Source organism: Ruegeria sp. CDSC025 (assembly GCF_059610805.1).
In genome coordinates, this window is record NZ_JBXWOJ010000003.1 from 364957 (window position 1) to 388263 (window position 23307).

A 23307-nucleotide genomic window follows, 5' to 3' on the forward strand; every position below is an offset into this window, starting at 1 on the left:
GCTTTATCCCGCAACTTTCAGAACAATCTTGCCAATATGGCCAGAGCTTTCCATCCGGGCATGGGCCGCCGCCGCATCAGCCAGATCAAACTCACTATCCATGACAGGGGCAACTTTTCCCGCCTCGAGCAAAGGCCAGACCGCTTCGTGCAGATCCGAAGCGGTTTTTGCCTTGGCCAGATCGCTTTGCGGGCGCAGGGTACTGCCAGTCAAGGTCAGCCGTTTGACCATCATAAGCGCAAAATTCAGCTCGACCACGGGCCCCTGAAGGAAGGCTATCTGCACCAGCCGCCCATCCTCGGCCAGCGCCTTGACGTTGCGTGGGATATAGTCGCCGCCCACCATGTCCAGTATCAGATTCGCCCCGCCCTCGGCCCGCATCGCGGCTACGAAATCCGCGTCACGGTAGTTGATCGCCTGTTCGGCACCCAGCTTTTCACAGGCCTCACATTTTTCAGCCGAGCCTGCAGTAGCAAAAACCCGCGCTCCAAAGGCGTTCGCCAGCTGAATCGCCGTTGTGCCGATACCACTGGAACCACCATGCACCAGAAACCGCTCACCGGCCTTCAGGCTGCCGCGCATAAAGACATTGGACCAGACCGTGAAAAAGGTCTCGGGCAGGCAGGCGGCCTCTTTCAGGCCCATCCCCGCAGGCACCGGCAAACAATGCGCCGCAGGTGTGGCCACATATTCGGCATAGCCGCCGCCCGGCAGCAAAGCACAGACCTGATCGCCAACGGATAGGTCTTCCACCCCCGCCCCGACGGCCACGACCTCACCCGCGGCCTCAAGACCCGGCAGATCACTGGCACCCGGAGGTGGATTATAGGCACCGGCGCGCTGCAGAGCGTCCGGGCGGTTCACCCCCGCATAGGCGACTTTGAGGATCACTTGACCGGCCAAAGCTTGGGGCATCGGGCGTTCTGTCAGTTGCAGAACATCCGGACCACCGGGTTCGGTGATTTCAACGGCGCGCATCATCTGAGTCATGGGTAGATCTCCTTTGGCCAATGCCTAGCAGGCTGAAACGTCAAGGCCCAGTAGCAAGAGGACTACTTGCGCGGTGTCAGGAATCCGGGAAGCGTGCCGTGGGTTTTAGCCGGAGCTTTAACCTGCCCGGCCAACCAATTCGGAACAGCAAGAAACGGTCTGAACAGAGGATTGTCCCTCACCTGCCCCTTAAGCTTTTCGAACTGCATGACATTGTCGATACGACGGTCCAGAAACTCCCACGTTTTCTGATTCCCGGGCGAATCGTCCCCCAACCAGAACAACAGGGTCGAGGAATAGACCCCCGACAATGTCGCCCGCTTGGTGTACCAGTTCACGTCGTCCGACGTGTCTCCCAACGTGTCCCAGATCAGATCACAGGTTTGCCATACTGCCCTTGCGCCATCAGCCGCGTGGCTTGGCAGCGAAAACATGGTCATACCCCGGCGCACGAGTTCCTTATCCGGCACGGCCTGCAGCCGGAAGCGGACGGCAGCAGCGATCCGGTCACGGAATTTGATATCGCCCAAATCCTCAGTTTTAAGGCGATCTGCCATCACTGCGTCCCCGCGCGCATGAAATGTCAACGCCAGGTCAACGGCACCACGCGGACAAATCGCACGCACCAGAACGTCATCCATTCCACATTCTTCAATCGCCGCGCGAAAGCTGGTTTCCGACCAGCCATCGAAGGGAACATGTGTCAGCATCGCATCCAAAAGCTGCTGCTTGGCGTCTTCATAGGTGGTGGTCATGGCGGTTCTCCGGTTATCAGGACCAGTACTAGACAAGATAGAGGTGCTTTGCTATACGGCCAATTCCTGCAATTTCCTTGCAACTCTATCTAGAAAGGTGGTGACAACCACATGCAGGTTAGTGTTCGCGACAATAACGTCGATCAGGCGCTTCGTGCCCTGAAGAAAAAGCTGCAGCGCGAAGGCGTGTTCCGCGAAATGAAGCTTAAGCAACATTTCGAGAAACCGTCCGAGAAAAAAGCGCGCGAGAAAGCTGAAGCGATCCGCCGTGCCCGTAAACTGGCACGTAAGAAAGCACAGCGCGAAGGTTTGCTCTAAGCACCTTCCTCGTCCAGTTTTGGATGACACTATTTGACGACCCCCGAGGCATCGCCCGGGGGTTTGTCGTTTTCAGGGTGACGTTGCGCGCTTTTTCGCGACTGGCTGACGCAACCCCGCGTCAATGCGCGATAAATCGCGAACTCAGATTCAACTTCCGGTGGCGATCTGCCCACCAACCCCGAGCGGCACGATTGTGTCTTCTCGTCGCCAAGTTCTCGCCACTAATGTCCCGCCAAAATAACGCAATCTATTGGAGGCAGAATCATGTCAACGGCCAGCGATCTAGAGCGGCAGATGCTCGCATTGATCAATGCAGAGCGGGCAAAGGCGGGCTTACAACCGGTCAAGCTTGAGCTTCGGCTGAACGCAGCGGCGGAAGATCACAGCGAGTGGATGCTGAACGTCGATAAGTTCAGCCATACCGGCGCCGGAGGTTCGCGACCATCGGACAGAATGGAAGATGCGGGCTTCGAATTCTCCGGAAGCTGGCGTGCGACTGAAAACATCGCATGGCAGAGTGTCCGCGGTGCGCCGGGGCTGTCGGATGACGTTCAGGATCTGCACAACAGCCTGATGAACAGTTCCGGCCATCGCGCGAATATTCTGGACGCCAACGTGACCGTTATCGGAATTGGGATTGAGGTCGGAAACTATGACGGCTGGAACGCCATCATGGTGACCCAGAACTTTGCACGGACCTCTGCGCCTTTGCAGCTTGATACCAGCAGTTCGGGTGGTTCCGGTGGTTCCACACCTCCACCGCCCTCGGGGCAGTTGGACGTCAGGGCTGGCAAGATCGGCACTGCTGCGGATGACTGGTTCGTTTTGAAATCCGGACAGTCTGGCCTTTTGGATGGGCGCGGTGGTGATGATACCCTGGTTGGTGGCCGCGGCCGAGATAAGCTGCTTGGCCGCTCCGGCGACGACACCCTGAACGGCGAAGGCGGAAATGACACTCTGGTTGGCGGTGCTGATAATGACGACCTGAATGGGGGTGATGGCAAAGACCTTCTGAAAGGCGGCTATGGCATTGACCAGCTGGACGGCGGCGCCGGAAACGATGTGCTTAAAGGCGGGCAGGACAACGACATTCTTATCGGTGGCGCTGGCAACGATAAATTGCTTGGTGGTAATGGCGCAGATGTCATGACCGGTGGCACCGGAGTGGATCAATTCTACTTCACCAAGGGCGCGGATACTGTGACGGATTTCACCGACGAGGATATCGTCAACCTCCGGCAGGCCAAGTCTATCGTTGGGTATAACGATCTGATGAAGAACCACATTTCGCAATCCGGAAATGACGTCATCATCGATGCCGGTAACGGCCACACCCTGACACTAGAAGATACCTTGTTATCGGACCTGGCCAGAGACGACTTTGTGTTCTGAAGGCCGGACAAGCGAAAACTAAAGCCACGCCCCCGGAATCCGGGGGCGTTTTTCGTGATCAGTAAATCTTGGGCACGTACAGCTCGTCCGGCAAAACACGCCGTTCGTATTCCGGATTATATTTGCGATCCGGGAGATCAACTTTTTCCTGCGGTACATCCGTATAGGGGATCTTGGTCAGAAGATGCTCAATACAGTTCAGGCGCTCACGCTTTTTGTCGTTGCCTTCGACGATGTACCAGGGCGCCTCTCGGATGTTGGTACGGAACAGCATGTCCTCTTTGGCTTTGGTATAGGCCTCCCAGCGGATACGGGATTCCAGATCCATTGGGGACAGTTTCCACTGTTTCATAGGATCGTGAATCCGCATAAGGAATCGCAGCTGCTGTTCCTCATCCGTGATCGAGAACCAGTATTTCAGCAAGATGATCCCGGATCGAACCAACATCCGTTCGAATTCGGGAACGTCCTGAAAGAACTGATCAACCTGATCTTTGCTGGCAAACCCCATCACCCTTTCGACCCCGGCACGGTTATACCAGGACCGATCGAACAGAACGATCTCACCGGCGGCGGGCAGATGCGGGACGTAACGCTGGAAATACCACTGGCTCTGCTCACGACGACTGGGCGCCGGCAGAGCAACCACCCGGGCAACACGCGGATTCAGGCGCTGCGTAATCCGCTTAATCACCCCACCCTTGCCAGCACTGTCCCGGCCTTCAAACAGGATACAGACCTTGGCACCGGTATGTTGCACCCAGTCCTGCACCTTGATCAGTTCAGCCTGAAGTCGCAGCAAGTTACGGAAATAGACCTTGCGATCCAGCATGTCGGGATGCTGATCCTTGTAGATCTTCCGCACTTCCACCGACAGCATGGGCTCGCTGAATTCGATCTCAAAATCTTCGTCCAGCGCGTCTTCCAACTCGGCTTCGAGCCAGTCTTTTGGTGCATGGTTAAATTCGTCGGTCAAGGTCTGCTCCTTATCAATTAACGGGTCAGGACCCTATCAGGCGCGTGTAACCGCCTGATGTCATCACAGAGGTAGATGAAAGCCTTTTTCTAAGCTTATCTGCCGGGGTCAGCAAGATCACTGCCCCAGGAATTCGGAAACTTGGCATTTCCGCTCGGCTGGATCATTCAATCGCCAGAGCCACCCCTACTTCAGCTTGTATGAAGCCTGTTAACATGACTTGCCAGCCCGAGTGTTCTGAGGGCATCAAAGCACAGGTCATTTCAGAGAGGGGCCGTGGCGCATTTCATATCTGTTCTGCCGGTTGTTTGGCCCTGGTTTATCCTGATCGCCGCGCAGATATGCGCTGTTTCAGGGAAATGGTCTTTGGGGTTCGTTCTGCTGACCTGTTTTGGCCTGATTGCTCTGACCTTGGGTCTGGTCACGCCCTTTGCCGCAGCTATTGCGTCAGCAGGTCTTACCGGAGCGTTGATGCTACGCGGTTTGAACGGTGCGTTTTCCTTTGTTGGACATATCGCCTTGATCCTGTGGTGCCTGGCCATGGACGCACATCTGGTTCCGGGCTTTCATAACCTACTGGTACTGGACCGGGTTCATGCCGGTCCGGGCAGCACCGATTTCACGATGTACCTGAACCTGGACAAGCCTCTGATCCTGTTCGCCGTCCTTCTGGCCTGGCCACGCATGAATGATGGAGTAGCGTATATACGCAAATCGCCGCTGGCGGTCGGGCTGGTCGCATTGCCGGCCCTGTTTCTACTGGGCCTCTCAGTTGGTGCCATCCGGCCAGAGTTCACCCTTCCCCATTGGTGGATGATCTTTGCACTTTCCAACCTGTTTCTGACCTGCCTCACGGAAGAGGCCTTTTTCCGTGGCTATCTGCAATCAGCACTTTCCGAACGCCTGGGGGCTGCTGCGGGGATTGCTGCGACCAGCCTGCTTTTCGGGCTTGCACATTTTGCAGGTGGACCTGCATTGGTTGTCTTTGCAGCCCTTCTTGGCGCGGCATGTGGCCTGGGATATTACGCGACAGGACGGCTTTGGGTTCCGGTTCTGATGCATTTCGCCTTTAACGCGGCGCATCTGGTGATTTTCACCTATCCCGGCCCAGCCTAGGTTAAACCGGCAACGCCGTCGTCTTGAACACAGTCCGAAGCGCGAATGAACTTTGCATCTGCGCCACGCCTGGAAGTCGAGACAGATATTGGCGATGGATGCGGGCGAAATCCTCGGTGTTTTCGGCAACGACCTTCAGGATGTAATCCGCAGTTCCTGCCATCAGGTGGCATTCCAAAACATCCGGGATCCGCGCAACAGCTTTTTCGAAGGCCTCCAGTACTTCCTCGGCCTGGCCCTGCAAGGTGATCTCGACAAACACCGTTGTTGGCACATTCATCTTGCGCGCGTCCAACAAGGCAACGTAGTTGCGGATATAGCCATCGGCCTCAAGCCTCTGTACCCGCCTGTGGCAGGCCGAAGGCGACAAATTCACCTGCTCGGACAATTCAGCATTCGACATACGACCATTCCGCTGCAAGGCAGCCAAAATCTTTCTATCTGTCGTATCAAGGCTCATCCACGCAATTCCTTTGCGGGTTTTACCCATTGTAGCGAAGATTTTCCCGAAGAAAAGCCGGAATGCGGGCAGAGTTTCACAGAAATTGCACCCGAAACCGCCCATTATTTAGGCAGTTTAGGAACGGAGAGACCTAATGAAAATCGGTTGCCCCAAAGAAATCAAGCCGCAGGAATTCCGTGTCGGCATGACGCCCAACGCCGCACAAGAGGCGGTGTCTCGTGGCCATGACGTGATAATCGAAAACGGAGCTGGCATTGGCGCCGGGTTTGACAACGATGATTACGTCGCCGCAGGTGCCCGCATCGTGGACAGTGCAGAAGAAGTTTTTGCCACCGCAGAGATGATTGTCAAAGTCAAAGAACCCCAGGCGGGCGAACGCAAGATGCTGCGTGAAGGGCAGCTTTTGTTCACCTACCTGCATCTGGCCCCGGATCCGGATCAGACCCATGACCTGCTGGAATCGGGCTGTACGGCTATCGCCTATGAGACAGTGACCGATGCAAATGGAGGTCTGCCCCTGCTTGCACCCATGTCCGAGGTTGCGGGCCGTCTGGCACCACAGGTCGGATCCTGGACGCTGCAAAAGGCGAATGGCGGCCGCGGAGTGCTGATGGGTGGCGTCCCCGGCGTTGGTCCAGCAAAAGTTGTGGTTATCGGTGGGGGCGTCGTCGGTACCCATGCCGCCAAGATCGCTGCAGGTATGGGCGCGGATGTGACGGTACTGGACCGGTCTCTGCCCCGGCTGCGTTATCTGGACGACGTGTTCGGCGGTCAGTTCAAGAACCAGTATTCAACTGCAGGTGCGACCGCGGAGTTGATCCAGACAGCCGACATGGTGATTGGCGCTGTGCTGATTCCGGGTGCTGCAGCGCCGAAACTGGTGACGCGCGCGCAGCTGTCCACCATGAAACCCGGCGCGGTTCTTGTGGATGTTGCCATCGACCAGGGCGGCTGTTTTGAAACCTCAAAGGCCACAACCCATGCGGACCCGATCTATGAAGTTGACGGCGTCATGCATTACTGCGTGGCCAACATGCCCGGCGCGGTTGCAAGAACATCAACAATAGCACTGGGCAACGCCACAATGCCGTTCATGCTAGCACTGGCGGATAAAGGATGGAAACAGGCCTGTCAGGATGATCCGCACCTGCTGGCTGGCTTGAACGTTCACGCCGGCCAACTCACCTATTATGCGGTTGGCAAAGCGCTTGGGATTGACGTGGTATCCCCCAACGTCGTCATCAAATCCTGACGGAAGCCTCCAACCCCTGAAGCGTTGGGCATAGCGCCGCCTCTTCGAAGCGGCGTGACCTGTTCACAGCGTTGAACGGGGCACCAAAAACAACGACGCCGCGCGATTAGCGCGGCGCCGGGCCCAACCGGAGGAGGGTATTTCAATGCCCGAGCGACGGGCGGGAGCATCATCCCTGTTTCTGGATCTCGACCGAATGCGGGTATGGTATCGAAACGCCTTTTGCATCAAACGCTTCTTTGACTGCTTTGGTCATTTCAAATTTGACATCCCAATAATCGACAGCGGCACACCACAAGCGCACCGTCAGATCGACCGAGCTGTCCCCCAGATTTGTGACCCGCACCCAGGGCTCGGGATCGCCGTGGATGCGCCCGTCAGCCATTGCGAGGTCCAGAATGATTTTCATCGCCTCATCCGCGCTATCGCCATAGTCGATACCAAACACCAAATCTACACGACGCGTCTCGTGTGCCGAGTAGTTGGTGATAACTGACCCCCAAGCCTGGCCATTGGGTACAATGATCTGCACATTGTCGGGGGTCACGAGTTCGGTCGTGAACAGATTCAGATCTTTGACAGTTCCGGCTGTTCCGCCGATGTCGACATATTGGCCAAGCTTATACGGCCGGAAGACAACCAACATCACGCCTGCTGCCAGATCACTAAGTGTACCCTGCAGCGCCAGGCCAATGGCCAGCGAAGCAGCGCCCAAAATGGCAACGATACTGGTTGCTTCGATCCCGAAGATGCCCAGAACAGCCACAATTACCATGGCCAGAATGGCCCATTTGATCATGCTGGCGGCAAAATTGCCCAGCGTCGGATCAATATGGGGCGTTTTGTTGATACGGCGGCGAACAACCCCAGCGATCATTCCTGCCGCAATCCAGCCCAATATCAGAACAATCAGAGCCTTGCCCGCACTCATCAAGATTGGCACATAGCCGTTTGCCATATCCATGGCTTGATTTGCCATTTCCATCGTCTGCTCCAATTCGGGTTTCCTTCTGCTTTCAGATCGTTAATTGAATCCCACCTATCTGGTGGGCTCCTCTTCTGCCGTAACTGCAGGAGTCACTTTTTCAGTGCGTCGCGGATTTCCATCAGGATGTCCAGCTCGCTTGGCCCGGCTGGCGCTTCTTCTTCCGCCGGTGCTTCCTCTTCTGCCGCCTCTTTGACCCGGTTCACCATTTTGACCAGCATGAAAACCACCCAGGCGATGATCAGAAAGTTGATGATCGCCATTATGAACGCACCATATGCAAAAACAGAAGCACCGGTTTCCCGCGCCGCTTCCAGGCTCGCCCCTTCGGCGACATCACCGGCCAGAACGGAGTAGTTGTTGGTGAAATCAACCCCACCCGTAAACAGGCCAATCAATGGATTGATCAGATCACCAACAAGCGACGTAACAATTGCGGTAAATGCGGCTCCAATGATGATACCCACCGCCATATCCATGACATTGCCTTTGGCAATGAATGTCTTGAACTCCTGGAACATAACTTCCCTCTTTCCCTGTTGTCATTTTTATGCGCCTAAACGCACGGCAACTGTGCGCTAATTGCACTATAAAATGTATGTTTTTATGGGAAATCGTAACTATTTTTCCCCAATCGGCTTATTCAGGAGACCCCATGACACATTTTGCGTCTTATTCCATTACAGACAAATGGCCCGCCAAAGACCCTTCGGTCATTCAGCTCTATTCTTATCCGACGCCTAATGGCGTCAAAGCCTCGATCATGCTTGAGGAAACCGGCCTGCCCTACGAGGCACATCTGGTCACGCTTGCGGATGCGGATGTCAAAAGCTCCGAGTTCCTGTCGCTGAACCCAAACAACAAAATCCCTGCAATCATTGACCCGAACGGTCCTGATGGACATCCCCTGGGCCTGTTTGAAAGCGGTGCGATCCTGTTGTATCTGGCCGAGAAGTCAGGGAAATTCATGGGCCAGACACAAAGCGACGGACATCGCATTACCCAATGGCTCATGTTCCAGATGGGTGGAATTGGTCCCATGCTTGGGCAACTTGGCTTTTTCCACAAATTCGCCGGGAAAGAGATCGAAGATCCGCGCCCCCGTGAGCGCTATCTCAACGAGGCAAAGCGGCTGTTGAATGTCGTGAACAATCAACTTGATGGCCAGGAATGGATCGCCGGGGATTACTCGATCGCCGACATTGCAATCGTCCCCTGGCTGCGCGGGTTGGATTTTTATGGTGCCCGAGACATTGTTGGCTGGGATGAGTACTCAAATCTCCAATCTTATCTTGATCGGTTTCTTGCGCGTCCCGCCGTTCAGCGCGGGCTGCAGATTCCTTCCCCAGGTTAACACGTGTGGGGTGAGGCAATACCTCACCCCATCCATTTAGCTTGGAAGCTTACCCGTCAAAACATACCGCAGCACATCCACCACCTGCGAGGGATGTTCAGCAACAGCCAGGGCAGCTGCATCAACCTCTTTCAACGCGTGCTGATGATCTGGCCCGTGCACTACGATGATCGACTTGCCCAAAGCCGCCGCATATCCCGCGTCAAAGGCTGCGTTCCATTGCTTGTATTGATCGCCAAAGCGGACGACCACGACATCCGCGTCTGAAATGCCCTTGCGGGTTCGGATCGCATTGACCATCGCACCCTTGTGGTCATGCCAATACTTGTTTGGCTCGGACCCCAAAATTGCAACGCCGCAATCGTCGCTGGCTTCGTGAACCGTGACAGGGCTGTTGAACGAAATGTCCAACCCTTTCGCCCCGTCAATGATCTGCTCGCGCCAGTCGGTGTGTATCTCTCCGGACAGGTAGACGTTCAGGCCCATTGATTTCTCCTTTGATTTTATTGGCGACCCTAAAGACAAAATGGACCTGACCCAAGGGGGGGGCTCAGAAAGCCAGCCGCCAAAACACCGGCTGCCCGTTGGGAACTGCCTTACGGGCCGCGCTGCGCTGCTTGCTTCCCAGAAACCCCGGCATCTCGGATGTTGGCTCGAACCCGAAACTGCGGGGCAAACGGGTATAGATCGACCGAGGCGGCAACCGTCCCCAGGTGATCCCTTTCAGCTGCGCGCCCGGTTCTGGCTGGTGCATCCAGACTTCGCGAATGGCGAATTCGTCGCGCAGCAGCACCAACACTGCCAACATCATGACCTCGGCCCATATTTTCGCGCATTTCTGCTGCAGCGCCTGCTCGTATTCACGCGTCAAACGCAACTCACGCGACCGGGGCGCCCGGCATTGCAGTCGACGCCGGGCATGGCCGACAAAGCGCAACCAGTCGGACTGAATTTCTTCAATCAGACAATAGCCACTTGTTAAATCTATATCCAAGCGGCACCAGGCCAGAGTCGGACGGCCATGCGTGCGTACCGGGTGCCAACAGCTTTGGAACGCACCCGCCGCCGCGCGCTGTTCGAATTTCCACAACAGCTCGGCATGCTCGGTCGGGAAGCCCAACTGCACCACAAGGTTATGCGCCTTGCGCGTGGTTTGTTCACCAGACCAGCGCTCAAAGCTCAGGCAGAAATCCAGCCATTCGGACTGATAGACCGCTTCTAAACCATGGAACGCCGCAGGGCTTAGCCCCTTCAGACGCACGGCGCGATCCGCATGGGCCACGGCCAGCACATCGTGCCGCCGCAAAACCCCGCCGCACCGCGCGATCATGGGTTTCAGCAAAGGACGCGCCAGCAAACGGGACAGCCCCGATTGCTTTAGATCCGAAACCGACATTTCGGCCTCCATCGACTGGCACAGCAACCAGGGGCTTTGCCGGTCGGTATAATAGTAGAATGGCATCTCTTCCGGCAGAATCTGCCGGATCATCGAGATGTCTTGGCGTTTCATGACAACTCTCCAACGGGAAACAGGCCCGCCGGTCAGTTGGCGGGCAATCAGGGTTTGGGCATTGCTTTTGCGAGGCTGGGATCTGGCATCTGGCAGACTCCGGATTGTGATTGCATCAGGGGGCTGGACTTACGGCCAGGGGGTGATTCCACTCAACCCCTGGATTTTCAGGACGCAGGGACGTTGCAGCACGGCAACACTGGCGTCTGAGAAACGAGAAAAGCGCGCCGAAGGGCGCGCTTTGCATTTGGATTACGGTCGCGTTAGCCGCGCAGAACGCCGCCCGTTGCATTGGAAACCTTGGCGATGATCTTCTCGGCCACCGCTTCGATGTCTTTTTCTTTCAGGGTCACATCTGTTGGCTGCAGCCGAACGGTGATGGCCAGAGATTTCTTGCCCTCACCCAGGCTGCCGCCAATGAATTCATCAAAGACGCGCACATCCTCGATCAGCGCCTTGTCGGCCCCGGCAGCGGCATTCACCAGCGTCAGTGCCTCGACGCCTTCATCGACGACAAAGGCAAAGTCACGCTCGACCGCCTGCAGATCGCGCAGCTCCAGCGCCGCGCGGGTCGCCCCGGATTTACGCGGAAGAGGCACCTCATCCGGCCAGATAGTGAAAGCCACCGCCGGGCCCTTGATGTCCATCGCCTGCAACACACGCGGATGCAACTCGCCGAAAACGCCCAGTACCTTTTTCGGACCCAGACAAATTTTGCCGTGCCGGCCCGGATGCCACCAGGCGTCGCCCTCGCGTAGGATCTGAACCTTGGCGGGTGCGCCGATGGCGGCCAAAACGGCCTCGGCATCTGCCTTGGCGTCGAACACATCCGCCGGGCGTGTGGCGCTATGCACATCCTTGGGGCCGTCGCGACCGACCAGCAGGCCGGTAATCTGGATTTTCTGATCGCCTGGCTCGCCGTCGTGAAAAACTGGGCCAACTTCAAACAGCGCCACATCTGCATAGCCGCGCGCCTGATTGCGGGCCGCCGCTTGCAACAGCCCCGGCAGCAGATCGGGGCGCATATGGCTCATCTCGGACGAAATCGGGTTTTCCAACTGCGTCGCTTCATCGCCACCGCCAAACAGCGCTGCGGATGTCTGATCAATGAATGTATAGCTGACGCATTCGTTATAACCCAATGCGGCACAGGTGCGGCGCGCCATCGACTGGCGGCGCTGAGTGGGAGTCATAACCGGTTTCGGAATGCCATCAGTGACCCTCGGCAGCGGCTTGCCCTGAAGCTTGGTCAGGGAGGCAATTCGTGCGACCTCTTCCACCAGATCAGCCTCGCCCATGACATCGGGGCGCCAGCTGGGGACATGGGCCATCTCGCCTTCAAGGCGGAAACCCAGACGGGTCAGGGTCTGGCGCTGCTCGCTTTCGGGAATGACCATCCCGACCAGCGATTGCACCCGGGCCGAGTCCAACTTGTAGGATCGCGCATGGTTTGGTGCTTTGCCTGCCTCAACTACTTTAGAGACCTCGCCACCGCAGATATCCAGGATCATCTGCGTTGCATGTTCCAATCCTTCCAGCGTGTATTCCGGGTCGACGCCGCGCTCGAATCGGTACCGCGCATCCGAGTTGATTTTCAACGCCCGGCCTGTCAGTGCAATTTGCACATGATCCCAGAACGCGCTTTCGAGGAAGACGTTCACGGTATCCTCGGTACAGCCGGTTTCTTCGCCGCCCATGATCCCTGCAATAGATTCCGGGCCGTTGTCGTCCGAAATCACCATCATGCCCGGTTGCAGCGTGTATTCCTTTTCGTCCAGCGCCACCAGCTTTTCGCCGCCCTTGGCCCTATGTACGCGCAGGTTGCCCTGAACCTTGTCCGCATCAAAGACATGCAGCGGACGGTTCTGGTCGAAGGTCATATAGTTGGTGATATCCACCAAGGCCGAGATCGGACGCAGGCCGATCGCCTTCAACTGATCCTGCAGCCACTGCGGGCTGGGGCCGTTCTTGACACCCTTGATCAGACGCCCGGTGAAATGAGGTGCTCCGTCCAGCGTGTCATCATCAATCGTCACCTTGATCGGGCTGACGAAATCGCCCGGCACCGGCACATAGTCGCGCTCTTTCAGCGTGCCGACCCCGCGTGCCGCCAGATCGCGCGCGATCCCGGCGACGCCCAGCGCATCGGGACGGTTCGGGGTGATCGCAATCTCGATCATCGGATCGACCTTTGCGGGATCATTCTCGGCCAGCCAGTCAACGAACTGATCGCCGACCTCACCCGAGGGCAGCTCGATGATGCCGTCATGCTCTTCCGACAGCTCCAGCTCGCGCTCCGAGGCCATCATGCCAAAGCTTTCGACACCGCGGATCTTGCCGACGCTGATGGTGATGTCCAGGCCCGGAATATACATGCCCGGTTTGCAGACCACGACAGTGATACCTTCGCGCGCATTGGGCGCGCCGCAGATGATCTGCAGATCACCCTCATCCGTCGCAACCGTACAGACCCGCAGCTTGTCGGCATCAGGGTGCTGTTCGGCATGGGTCACTTTTCCCAGCGTAAAACCCGCCAGTCGGTCCGCCGGATTGACGATCTCTTCGACTTCGAGCCCCAGATCGGTCAGCGTTTCGGCGATCTCATCGACCGACGCGTCAGTGTCCAGGTGATCCTTGAGCCAGGAAAGGGTGAATTTCATCGGTCGTATTCCGCATAATCTTGGGTCAGCCCGCGTGTAACGGATATTCAGACAAGGGGAAAGAGGCCGTGTGCCACATGATCACCTACTGTTCGGCAACTGTGTTGGCGACGCTATCCGATCCGGCAAACACTGCCAAAATCCGCGCGATGCTTTCGCCCGTATTCTCCCCCACATGCGGGGATCGGAACGCTTCGACAAAGGCATCACCGGTTTTGTAGGTCTTTGTCCCCGCCGCGCCGTAATCGACAGTGATTTCCCCTTCCAGCACATAGGCCACCAGCGGAGCATTATGTCGGTGACTACCGGTCACCTGACCCGGCTGCATGGTAATGATGGCCATGGTGATCTGCGGTGTGCCGTCCGGGTATTCCAGTGGCTCTCCGATCACCGACTTGTCCGTTTGCACCAAAACATCAACAGGCGGATAGGCGTCGCGCGCCAGTGCGGAGGTTGCGGTCAGGATCGCGGCGGTTACCAACAGGGGTTTCATCAGAAAGGACTCCTTGGTCAGATGGCCTGCGCAAATGACCTCGGATGCAAAGGGCTGTCAAACGGGTCAGGGATAGACTGGTGTTCGTCCGGCCAGCTCATCCAACTGCCAGCCGATCCAGCCATGAGGGATGAAATGCCCGCCCGGATGCGTGTCCAACGTAACCTGCCCCTGCGCGCAATCGGTCCACTTCACGCGGCTGAGGGTCAGGAAAGGCTTCACGCTCCAATCGCCACGCGGGGTTGCACCGTTGCAATCGAACTTCGCCTTCCACAACGCCACCGGATAGGTCGTGTCTCCGCCCGGACCCAAGGGAAAATCCATCACCGTGTCGTCCAACCCATGCACATGGCGCACCTGGCGCGGCGCCTGCGGGCAATCTTCGGTCTGGCGAATGCTGCCAGCTACAGCCAGCAGGGCCGCAACGTCATCGCCGGACTGACAGACATAGCGCCACGCCATCGCGCCGCCATAGGAATAGCCCGAGACATAGATGCGATCCGGGTCGATGGGATAGCGCGCCGCCACATCCTCTAGCACCCGATCCGCGAAGGGAACGTCATCGGTCTCGGAGGTCCAGAAATCCCAGCTTTTGCCCAGCCCGTTCGGGGCCACCAGCAATACGCCGCGCAGTTTGGTGGCCCCTGCGATCCTTTCGTGGTTGACCACCACATCCCCCTGCCGTGCCCAGCCGTGGAAATGCAGCAATACCGGCAGAGGGCTTTCGCCATCCCAGCCGTCGGGTTCAAGCACATGATAGGAACGGTCGCCCAGCGGGCAGGCCGCGTCGCCATGGCAACCATTTGCTGCAGCTTGGAGCGGGAGAAGAAGAAACAGGCAGGTCAGAATCCGAAACATAACTCGGAGCCTACCCGCCCCGTGCACGAAGTCACGTCACAACGCCGTGGGAATTCAGCGAAAGCAGCGCTATCGCCAGACCGAAGGATGGCGATCCCAAGACTGTGTAAGGCACTTTATCTCTGCCAAATCCGCGCACAGTTCGAGCGCTGCACTGACGGAGACAAATCGCCAGCCCGTGCGGGCGGTCTGGCGATAGCGCGGCATAAAGATGCCTCACTTCAGCATACGTGGCTATAATCTCTCGTGCCTAAAAATAAGCTACTTCGACTTCTCTTTCGCATATTTATTAATGAACTTCTTAGCGATTTCCTGCTGATCTGTCGCTTCTTTCCTTTGGTTCATTCGATTGGAATGAACAGTCATTGCCGCCCATGCACCGGGAAGCAAAGCGATCCCAACAAAGGGTAAAATCCAGCGAACAGCGGTTTCAAACATGTGCACCGTTGCAATCTGAAAAACAATTACTGAGACCGTAATTCCAACCAACCACACCAAAGGAGCTTTGGCTACGCGGCGGTGCCACCAATCGATGTACCGAGCCAGATATACGCCCAGCGGATACAACTACCGGCTCAAACCACCATGCAGGTTCGGCATATCCAGCGCTGCAAACCCGTAGTGCCGCAACCACCGCAGATCGCTGTCAAAGAACGCCCTCAGATCCGGAATGCCGTATTTCAACATCGCCAGACGGTCGATGCCGATACCAAAGGCAAAGCCCTGATAGACCTCGGGATCAATGCCACCGGCGGCGATCACCTTGGGGTGGACCATGCCGGAGCCCAGAATCTCCATCCAGTCGTCGCCCTCGCCGATCTTCAGCTGGCCGTTATCCCAGGAACAGCGGATATCGACCTCTGCCGACGGTTCGGTAAAGGGGAAGTGCGAGGCGCGGAAGCGCAGTTCGACATCGTCGACCTCGAAGAACGCCTTCACGAACTCTTCCAGAACCCATTTCAGGTTCGCCATCGAGATGTCCTTATCGATGGCCAGCCCTTCGACCTGATGGAACATCGGCGTGTGGGTCTGATCATAATCAGCGCGATAAACGCCGCCCGGACAAATGATGCGGATCGGCGCACCCTGCAGCTCCATTGAGCGGATCTGGACCGGCGAAGTATGGGTGCGCAGCACATGCGGCGGGCGCTCGTCGCCCTCGGCACGGTGCATATAGAACGTGTCCATCTCGGCCCGCGCGGGGTGGTGGCCGGGGATGTTTAGCGCGTCGAAATTGTGCCAGTCGGTCTCAATCCGCGGCCCTTCAGCCACCGAGAAACCCAGTTCGGCAAAGATCGCAGTCAGTTCCTCGGTCGCCTGGCTGACCGGGTGGATCGAGCCTTGGCGGCGCGCGCGCGTCGGCAGGGTAACGTCCAGCCATTCGGTGCGCAGACGTTCATCCAGCGCGGCATCGGCAAGACCGGCTTTCTTGGCGGCCAGCGCCGAGTTGATCTCATCCTTCAGGGCGTTCAGCGCGGGGCCTGCGACCTGACGTTCCTCGGGGGTCATCTTGCCCAGCTCGCGCATCTTCAGCGCGACCTCGCCCTTTTTGCCCACGGCGGCGACGCGGATCGCCTCAAGCGCGTTCTCATCGCCCGCCTCGGCGATCTGCCCCAGATATTTTGCCTTAAGATCGTCCATGACGCCCTCTGAATTTGGTCGCCAACCTGCTATCGGCCCCGCCCCGCGAATGCAAGCGGGACGCGGTGGGTCAATAGCTGTATTCGGGATAAATTCGAGTCAGATCGCCGTTCCAGTCGCCATTGTAGTGTTCCAGCAACTCATCCGCTGGAACCTTGCCGGTATCGAGACTTTCCTTCAGCGCATTCAGGAAATGCGTCTCATCGGGAACCAGACCACCTGCGCCGGGATAGGCCCGGGCCTTGAGACCACTTTCCGAGATCGCAACCACTTCGCGGGCAAGATCATGCATGTTGATGTCGCCAACCTGCGCCTGCAGGCCATTGACGGCCGCCTGAACGCGCAGTTCCTCGCGCGTTTCGGCATCCCAGCCCTTGACCAGATCCCAGGCCGCATCCAGCGCGCCCTGATCATAGGTCAGGCCAACCCAGAAGGCAGGCAGCGCACACAGACGCCGCCAAGGGCCACCATCCGCGCCGCGCATCTCCATGAATTTCTTGATCCGCGCCTCGGGGAAGGCGGTGGTCAGGTGATCGGCCCAATCGGACAGGGTAGGTGTTTCACCCGGCAGCGCGGGCAGTTTGCCCTGCAGGAAATCGCGGAAGGACATGCCCAGCGCGTTGATATACTGGCCATCGCGATAGACAAAGTACATCGGCACATCCAACGCGTATTGCACGTAGCGCTCGAACCCAAAGCCTTCTTCGAACACAAAGGGCAACATACCAGTGCGTGCATCGTCCAGATGCCGCCAGATATGGCTGCGCCAGCTTTTCTGGCCGTTGGGCTTACCCTCAAAAAATGGCGAGTTGGCAAACAGCGCAGTCGCCACAGGCTGCAAAGCCAGCGCCACGCGCAGTTTCTGCACCATGTCTGCCTCGGACCCAAAGTCGATATTGACCTGAACCGTGCAAGTGCGCCGCATCATGGCGCGGCCCATGGAGCCTACTTTTTCCATGTAATCGTTCATCAGCCGATAACGGCCTTTGGGCATCAGAGGCATCTGCTCATGGGTCCAGATCGGGGCCGCGCCCAGACCGATAAAGCCCACGCCGATTTCATCAGCGATATCCTTAACCTCGCGCAGGTGGGTGTTCACCTCGTCGCAGGTCTCGTGGATCGTCTCCAACGGCGCACCAGACAGCTCTAGTGCACCGCCCGGTTCAAGGCTGACATTGGCGCCGTCTTTTTCCAGACCGATCAGGTGGCCCGCTTCGCGCACCTCGGCCCAGCCGTGCCGGTCGCGCAGCCCTTCAAGCACCGCCACAATCGACCGCGTGCCTTCGAATGGCAGCGGTTTCAGTGAGTCTTTACAATAGCCGAACTTTTCATGTTCGGTTCCGATACGCCAATCGGCTTTGGGCTTGCAGCCCGCTTCCAGATATTCGGCAAGTTGCTCGTGGCGTTCGATCGGTCCGCCGCCGGACTGGGGGATGGACATGAACCGTGCTCCGATCCTGATGTGTCTGTCTTGTTGGTCAGTCGTGGTCGCAAACGAGGGCGGTGTCAATGCAACCGCATATGCGCAGGGCGCATCGACTGACGCTCCCAAATTACTACGGGATGTACGGCCCCACCGTTCAATTCCGACAACATATGTTCTGTTTTCAACCCCGGCAGCGCCGAGAACACGTCAAACAGCGCTTCGGCCCCTTCGGCATTCACAGGAATGTGAAGCGTCGGCTGGCCAGGCTGTTCCAACACCCAATGCGCCGGATTCGAGGATGGATCCAACGCCAACCGTTCGATTTCCCGCGTCGCTACCATGCCACCGTCCAGCGGGCCAAAATAGGATATCTGGCCTTCGTCGATGGTCACAACTCCGGGGCCACCGACGCCGGTGCGAAACCTGGAGCGCTGAACCCCGATCACGGCCAGTGCAAGCGACACCGCCACCAAAACCCAGCCCAACCAGCCCAGCAACCCACCCGGGCCGCTGATCCAGCTGAGGCCAACCAACAGAATGACACCGGCAACCAGCACTTCGCGCCAGCGCCACAGGGCCAGTTTCGCTTCGGGTCGGATGAAACTCATGCGGTATCCTCTGGGTTTATGAACAGGATGAGCGAGTACTGCCCCGCGGATTGAAAACCGATACCGATATAAGCACGCGCAGCGGAATCGGAAGCCGCAAACAAAACCGCGCGTTTCGCACCCGTACGGCGCGCCTCCTCCAGATGCAGCGCGACGGCCAGACGCGCATATCCACGGCCGCGCATTTCACGAGGTGTAAAGACCCCACCAATCTGCACGACTTCTTGCAAGCACGCATTAAAACCAGTCATGGCGACAGGCCGATCGTCGACCAGCAACACACGATGAGAATCACGTGCGGTATAGGCGTCGCAATCCAAGCCAGACTGTTTTTGCGCTCGTGACGAATTGAATTCCATTGCTTCGATCAGGTAGTCAGACCGCCACCTTTCGACGATTTCACGATCAAACGCACCTAAAGGCACCAATTCTGCGCTTGTGGCATCCGGAATAGCAAGCTGTTCCAAATCCAGCGTGAAACCCGGTTCATCGCTGTTCAGCGTTGCCGGCCGATCCTCCCACCCCGCAAGACGCATGATCCGGCGGGCCTGTGTTGCCTCAGCCGCCATTCCGAACAAGGCACGCCCCCGGATCAGATCAATCGCAGCGGCCAGTTCTTCATCTGTGCAATCGGGACATTGCGGTAAAACCATGCCCTCATTCGTGATGGAGAACGCCGCACGGGGATCGTCGCCCAACACCCAGATATTAACGGCACGTCGGTCCGTGCCCCGCAATCCAAAATCACGCAGATTGGCCAAGGGGAACATCGACGTCTGAATGTGGCGCATTAGAAACTGGTCGATCTTCGGTACATCCGCCTCCTCCGCGAGACGCCAAATCATGACCAGTCCCCCAGCGCCTGCTGCCACATGGTCAGAGCCGCAACGGCTGCAGTATCCGCGCGCAGGATACGCGGGCCAAGACTGACGACATGGGCATAGGGTAAGGCGGTCAGCCGGGCACGTTCACGTTGGGAAAAGCCGCCCTCGGGTCCGATAAGGATCGCCCATGGCAACCCCTTTTCATGCGCCGCCAGGCGCAGGGCCGAGCCGACCTCGGCCTCGTTACAAAACATCAGTTGACGCCCCTCGGGCCAGCCATCCAGAACTCGGTCCAGCCGCTGCAGATCGGCGACCTCGGGCACGAAGGTACCGCCGCATTGCTCGGCGGCCTCGACCGCGTGGGCTTGCAAGCGGTCCTGGCGGATACGTTCGGAATTGGTGAATTCTGTCTGCACCGGCATGATCCGCGCCGCACCCATTTCCGCCGCCTTTTCAACGATGAAATCGGTGCGTGCCTTTTTGATCGGGGCGAACAGGAACCACAGGTCGGGTGGCCGTTGCAGCGGTTTGGTCTGTTCGACACAGGTCAGTACACCGCCACGCTTTCCCGCTTCGGCCACTTCGGCCTGCCATTCTCCGTCCTGTCCGTTAAACAAGGCAACCTGCCCCCCTACAGCCAGGCGCATGACACCGAACAGGTAATGTGCCTGCTCGCGCGTCAATTCTACCGATTGCCCCGGACCCAAAGGGTGCTCTACATACAGTCTGATCTTTGCACTCATGAGACCTTACATATGCAAGGCAATGCGCCAACACCAGACGGTCAGGTCGCTGATGCGGTCAGCGGCAACTGGGTCGACACCTATGCGCCGGAATTCTCGCGCCCTTACCTGCGGCTGAGCCGGGCTGATCGGCCTATCGGCACATGGCTGCTGCTGATCCCCTGCTGGTGGGGACTGACGCTGGCCATCCTCAGCGACGGCACCCCGCGGTGGGAGGACCTCTGGATCGCCATCGGTTGTGCCATCGGTGCCTTTTTGATGCGCGGCGCGGGCTGCACATGGAATGACATTTCGGACCGCGACTTTGATGCAAAAGTGGAACGGACCCGGTCGCGCCCGATCCCATCTGGGCAGGTCAGTGTTCGGCAGGCCGCGATCTGGATGGTGCTGCAATGCCTGCTGGCATTGTTGGTTCTGCTGAGCTTCAACCAGGCCGCCATCGCCATGGGCGTGCTGTCCCTGTTGCCCGTCGCTGTCTACCCCTTCGCCAAAAGGTTCACCTGGTGGCCACAGGTATTTCTGGGGCTGGCTTTCAACTGGGGCATCCTGCTGACCTGGGCCGCGCATACCGGAACGGTCGGCGGGCCGGCGATCACTCTGTACCTGGCTGGCATCGCCTGGACGCTGTTCTATGATACGATCTATGCGCATCAGGACGCCGAGGATGACGAGCTGATCGGTATCAAATCCACCGCCCGCCTGTTCGGGACAAATACTGCGCATTGGTTAAAGTATTTCCTGGCCGCAACCGTATCCCTGATGGCGCTGGCCATTATCGAAGCCATGACAGGGCAGGAGCCGATTACAGCCATGTTCGTTGCACTGGCGGGACCTTGGGCAATGGGGTGGCATATGACGTGGCAACTGCGCGGGCTGGACACCGAAGACAACGCCAAATTGCTGCAGCTTTTCCGGGCCAACCGGGATACCGGCCTTATTCCGCTGATCTTCCTTTGCATTGCTGGGTTGCTCTGATTGCACCTCGGCGCGGGCCTCTGTAAGAGTCCTGCTCAATAACTTCAGGAGTCGTCTGCCCGCACATGCGCCTGCCCTATTTCCTAGCTGCCTCCCTGATATTCCTCGTTTCGGCCAGCCTATCGCTTGTGGCCGCAGGATATGCGGTAACCAAAGTTGAAGAAGCGTCGGAACTCGCCGTGCGGCGTGCGCTTGACCTAAAAGGGCATGACTGGGCCGAAGTCGAATCCGATGGCCTGCGCGTTGTCCTGACCGGCATAGCCATTGACGAAGCAACGCGGTTCAATGCGCTGACCGCAGCCGGGACCGAGGTTGATACCTCACGCGTTATTGACGACATGCAGGTCGCCCCCACCCGGCAACTGGCAGCACCGCGCTTTTCCGCTGAAATTTTGCGAAACGACAGCGGTATTTCGATTATTGGTCTGATACCCGCAAGCCAAGACCGCAGCGAGCTGATCGAAAGGTTGCGCCGGATGGACGGCGACACCGTTTCGGACCTGATGGAAACGGCGGATTACCCTATACCCGAAGGCTGGGACGACGCGTTGAACTATGCGCTCGAAGCGTTGACCCGCCTGCCGCGCGCCAAAATATCGGCCAGCCCCGGTTTGGTGAAAATCACCGCCATTGCAGACAGCCTGCGGGAAAAAGAACGACTGGAACAGAGCCTGACCCGCGCAGCACCTCCCAGTTTGCGAATCGGGTTGTCGATCTCGGCTCCGCGCCCCGTAATCACCCCCTTTACACTTCGCTACCTGATTGATGCCAACGGCGGCCAGTTCGATGCCTGCTCGGCCCAGAATGAAAAAGCGCGGGATGCCATCGTCGCTGCTGCCAAAGAGGCAGGCCTTGCCGGCTCGTTTAACTGTACAATCGGTTTGGGCGTGCCCTCACCCCGTTGGCCCGAAGCGGCAACGCTCAGCATTCGTGCCCTGTCCAAGATTGGTCAGGGTTCGGTCACGATTTCGGATGCGGATATCACGCTGGTGGCGGCGCAGGGAACAGAGGCTGGGGTCTTTGACCGTGTGGTGGGCGAGCTGGAAAATGCGCTGCCCGAGGTTTTCGCCCTGCACGCCGTCCTGCCCAAACCCGAAACCGCCGAATCCACCGGCCCCCCCGAGTTCTCGACCACGCGCAGCCCCGAAGGGCTGGTCCAAATGCGCGGTCGTCTGAGCAATGAGACATCGCGCGACATGGCCGACAGTTTTGCCCGCGCGGCATTTGGATCGGAACAGGTTTATACCGCCACCCGCATCGCCTCCGACTTACCCGCAGACTGGCCGGTGCGTGTTCTGGCGGGGCTGGAAGCGTTGTCTCTGCTGCATAACGGCGCTCTGACTGTTACCCCTGACGACGTTTCTCTCAGCGGGGTCAGCTACGACCCGGACGCCAAAGCCCGTATCGCCGGATTGCTGTCGGAAAAGCTTGGGGATGCAAAAGGTTTCACCCTTTCGATCACCTATCAAGAGCCGCCGAAACCCGCAGACAGCCTGCCCGACCCAGAGCTGTGCGAAGACCAGCTTGCCGAAGTTCAGGCCAGCAGCAAAATCGCATTCGAACCGGGATCGGCCACGGTTGCCGCGGATTCGCGCGATACCATCAATCAGATCGCCGAGATTCTGCGCGAATGCGGCCCCATCCGGATTGAAATTCAGGGCCATACAGATAGTCAGGGCCGCGAAGAGATGAACCAGCAACTCAGCCAGGCGCGGGCTCAGTCGATCCTGAATGAGTTGCGCGGACGCCGCATCCCAACGTCAAGCTACTCGGCCGTGGGATATGGTGAAACGCAACCGATCGCAGACAACGATACCGAGGCAGGCCGAGAAGAAAACCGTCGCATTGAATTCCGCCTGATCCGGCCCGAGCCCATTGCCAATTCCGAGACCGGGCTTGAGGCGCTGGAGGCCGAGACAGAGACGCCAGAAGACGCCGCAGATACCGGCGCAGAGGATCAGTAAG

24 protein-coding genes are annotated in these 23307 nt (G+C 58.1%); 7 read left to right on the forward strand and 17 right to left on the reverse strand.

Annotation, left to right across the window (positions count from 1 at the left end; all coding sequences use genetic code 11):
• Positions 1–3 precede the first annotated feature (3 nt).
• On the reverse strand, positions 4–990 hold the full coding sequence (locus AC2FH8_RS07285; protein WP_496689068.1) for an NAD(P)H-quinone oxidoreductase: 987 nt from the start codon (positions 988–990) through the stop codon (positions 4–6).
• Positions 991–1052: 62 nt separating this feature from the next.
• On the reverse strand, positions 1053–1745 hold the full coding sequence (locus AC2FH8_RS07290; protein WP_271948538.1) for a COQ9 family protein: 693 nt from the start codon (positions 1743–1745) through the stop codon (positions 1053–1055).
• Positions 1746–1856: 111 nt separating this feature from the next.
• On the opposite strand from AC2FH8_RS07290, the gene rpsU reads away from it, so the two are divergent.
• Both rpsU and AC2FH8_RS07300 read left to right on the forward strand, forming a co-directional pair.
• Positions 1857–2063: a 30S ribosomal protein S21 gene (gene rpsU, locus AC2FH8_RS07295; protein WP_005614280.1), complete on the forward strand. Its 207-nt coding sequence runs from the start codon at positions 1857–1859 to the stop codon at positions 2061–2063.
• A gap of 267 nt (positions 2064–2330) precedes the next feature.
• Entirely contained in the window at positions 2331–3458 is a 1128-nt protein-coding gene (locus tag AC2FH8_RS07300; protein WP_496689071.1) for a CAP domain-containing protein, read from the forward strand.
• A gap of 58 nt (positions 3459–3516) precedes the next feature.
• Here AC2FH8_RS07300 and ppk2 read toward each other — a convergent pair whose 3' ends face one another.
• Complete coding sequence (gene ppk2, locus AC2FH8_RS07305; protein WP_496689073.1) at positions 3517–4434, reverse strand: polyphosphate kinase 2; 918 nt, start codon at positions 4432–4434, stop codon at positions 3517–3519.
• A gap of 276 nt (positions 4435–4710) precedes the next feature.
• On the opposite strand from ppk2, the gene AC2FH8_RS07310 reads away from it, so the two are divergent.
• Positions 4711–5550, forward strand: a complete 840-nt coding sequence (locus AC2FH8_RS07310) for a CPBP family intramembrane glutamic endopeptidase (protein ID WP_496689075.1) — start codon at positions 4711–4713, stop codon at positions 5548–5550.
• Between the two features lies 1 nt (position 5551).
• Here AC2FH8_RS07310 and AC2FH8_RS07315 read toward each other — a convergent pair whose 3' ends face one another.
• Entirely contained in the window at positions 5552–6010 is a 459-nt protein-coding gene (locus AC2FH8_RS07315) for an Lrp/AsnC family transcriptional regulator (RefSeq protein WP_142635322.1), read from the reverse strand.
• Between the two features lie 136 nt (positions 6011–6146).
• Here AC2FH8_RS07315 and ald point away from each other — a divergent pair, with 136 nt between their 5' ends.
• Complete coding sequence (gene ald, locus AC2FH8_RS07320; RefSeq protein WP_271948547.1) at positions 6147–7265, forward strand: alanine dehydrogenase; 1119 nt, start codon at positions 6147–6149, stop codon at positions 7263–7265.
• 169 nt (positions 7266–7434) lie between these two features.
• Here the strand turns inward: ald and AC2FH8_RS07325 are convergent, their stop codons facing one another.
• Positions 7435–8244 carry a mechanosensitive ion channel family protein gene (locus AC2FH8_RS07325; RefSeq protein WP_246097177.1) on the reverse strand — a complete coding sequence of 270 codons (810 nt, stop codon included), beginning with the start codon at positions 8242–8244 and terminating at the stop codon, positions 7435–7437.
• 98 nt (positions 8245–8342) lie between these two features.
• The gene (mscL, locus tag AC2FH8_RS07330; protein WP_142635318.1) at positions 8343–8771 is read right to left on the reverse strand and encodes a large conductance mechanosensitive channel protein MscL; all 429 of its coding nucleotides are present in this window, start codon (positions 8769–8771) and stop codon (positions 8343–8345) included.
• A gap of 134 nt (positions 8772–8905) precedes the next feature.
• Here mscL and AC2FH8_RS07335 point away from each other — a divergent pair, with 134 nt between their 5' ends.
• Positions 8906–9604, forward strand: coding sequence for a glutathione S-transferase family protein (locus tag AC2FH8_RS07335; protein WP_281972595.1), 699 nt, complete (start codon positions 8906–8908; stop codon positions 9602–9604).
• Positions 9605–9640: 36 nt separating this feature from the next.
• Here AC2FH8_RS07335 and AC2FH8_RS07340 read toward each other — a convergent pair whose 3' ends face one another.
• From AC2FH8_RS07340 to AC2FH8_RS07390, 11 genes are all read right to left on the reverse strand, one after another.
• Positions 9641–10090 (reverse strand): YtoQ family protein, encoded by a 450-nt coding sequence (locus AC2FH8_RS07340; protein WP_271948554.1) that lies wholly within the window; start codon positions 10088–10090, stop codon positions 9641–9643.
• Between the two features lie 64 nt (positions 10091–10154).
• Positions 10155–11114: a hypothetical protein gene (locus tag AC2FH8_RS07345; protein ID WP_496689078.1), complete on the reverse strand. Its 960-nt coding sequence runs from the start codon at positions 11112–11114 to the stop codon at positions 10155–10157.
• 263 nt (positions 11115–11377) lie between these two features.
• Positions 11378–13774: a phenylalanine--tRNA ligase subunit beta gene (gene pheT, locus AC2FH8_RS07350; RefSeq protein WP_496689080.1), complete on the reverse strand. Its 2397-nt coding sequence runs from the start codon at positions 13772–13774 to the stop codon at positions 11378–11380.
• Positions 13775–13859: 85 nt separating this feature from the next.
• A complete protein-coding gene (locus AC2FH8_RS07355; protein ID WP_496676697.1) occupies positions 13860–14267 on the reverse strand; it encodes a cupin domain-containing protein in 408 nt (135 codons plus the stop codon).
• A gap of 66 nt (positions 14268–14333) precedes the next feature.
• Complete coding sequence (locus AC2FH8_RS07360; protein ID WP_496689082.1) at positions 14334–15125, reverse strand: CE1 family esterase; 792 nt, start codon at positions 15123–15125, stop codon at positions 14334–14336.
• A gap of 261 nt (positions 15126–15386) precedes the next feature.
• Positions 15387–15563 carry a hypothetical protein gene (locus AC2FH8_RS07365; protein ID WP_496689084.1) on the reverse strand — a complete coding sequence of 59 codons (177 nt, stop codon included), beginning with the start codon at positions 15561–15563 and terminating at the stop codon, positions 15387–15389.
• A 129-nt stretch (positions 15564–15692) separates the two neighbouring features.
• The gene (pheS, locus tag AC2FH8_RS07370) at positions 15693–16766 is read right to left on the reverse strand and encodes a phenylalanine--tRNA ligase subunit alpha (RefSeq protein ID WP_281972601.1); all 1074 of its coding nucleotides are present in this window, start codon (positions 16764–16766) and stop codon (positions 15693–15695) included.
• Positions 16767–16836: 70 nt separating this feature from the next.
• Positions 16837–18207, reverse strand: coding sequence for a glutamate--cysteine ligase (locus AC2FH8_RS07375; RefSeq protein WP_281995270.1), 1371 nt, complete (start codon positions 18205–18207; stop codon positions 16837–16839).
• A 65-nt stretch (positions 18208–18272) separates the two neighbouring features.
• Positions 18273–18800, reverse strand: coding sequence for a hypothetical protein (locus AC2FH8_RS07380; RefSeq protein WP_496689087.1), 528 nt, complete (start codon positions 18798–18800; stop codon positions 18273–18275).
• On the reverse strand, positions 18797–19645 hold the full coding sequence (locus AC2FH8_RS07385) for a GNAT family N-acetyltransferase (RefSeq protein WP_281995271.1): 849 nt from the start codon (positions 19643–19645) through the stop codon (positions 18797–18799). The genes AC2FH8_RS07380 and AC2FH8_RS07385 overlap by 4 nt, the downstream gene beginning before the upstream one ends.
• Positions 19642–20367: a 16S rRNA (uracil(1498)-N(3))-methyltransferase gene (locus tag AC2FH8_RS07390; RefSeq protein ID WP_271948572.1), complete on the reverse strand. Its 726-nt coding sequence runs from the start codon at positions 20365–20367 to the stop codon at positions 19642–19644. The genes AC2FH8_RS07385 and AC2FH8_RS07390 overlap by 4 nt, the downstream gene beginning before the upstream one ends.
• 12 nt (positions 20368–20379) lie before the next feature.
• Between AC2FH8_RS07390 and ubiA the strand changes: the two genes are divergently transcribed.
• Together ubiA and AC2FH8_RS07400 are read left to right on the forward strand one after the other, a co-directional pair.
• Positions 20380–21342: a 4-hydroxybenzoate octaprenyltransferase gene (gene ubiA / locus AC2FH8_RS07395; protein WP_281995272.1), complete on the forward strand. Its 963-nt coding sequence runs from the start codon at positions 20380–20382 to the stop codon at positions 21340–21342.
• 65 nt (positions 21343–21407) lie between these two features.
• On the forward strand, positions 21408–23306 hold the full coding sequence (locus tag AC2FH8_RS07400) for an OmpA family protein (protein ID WP_496689090.1): 1899 nt from the start codon (positions 21408–21410) through the stop codon (positions 23304–23306).
• The last annotated feature ends 1 nt before the right edge of the window (position 23307 follow it).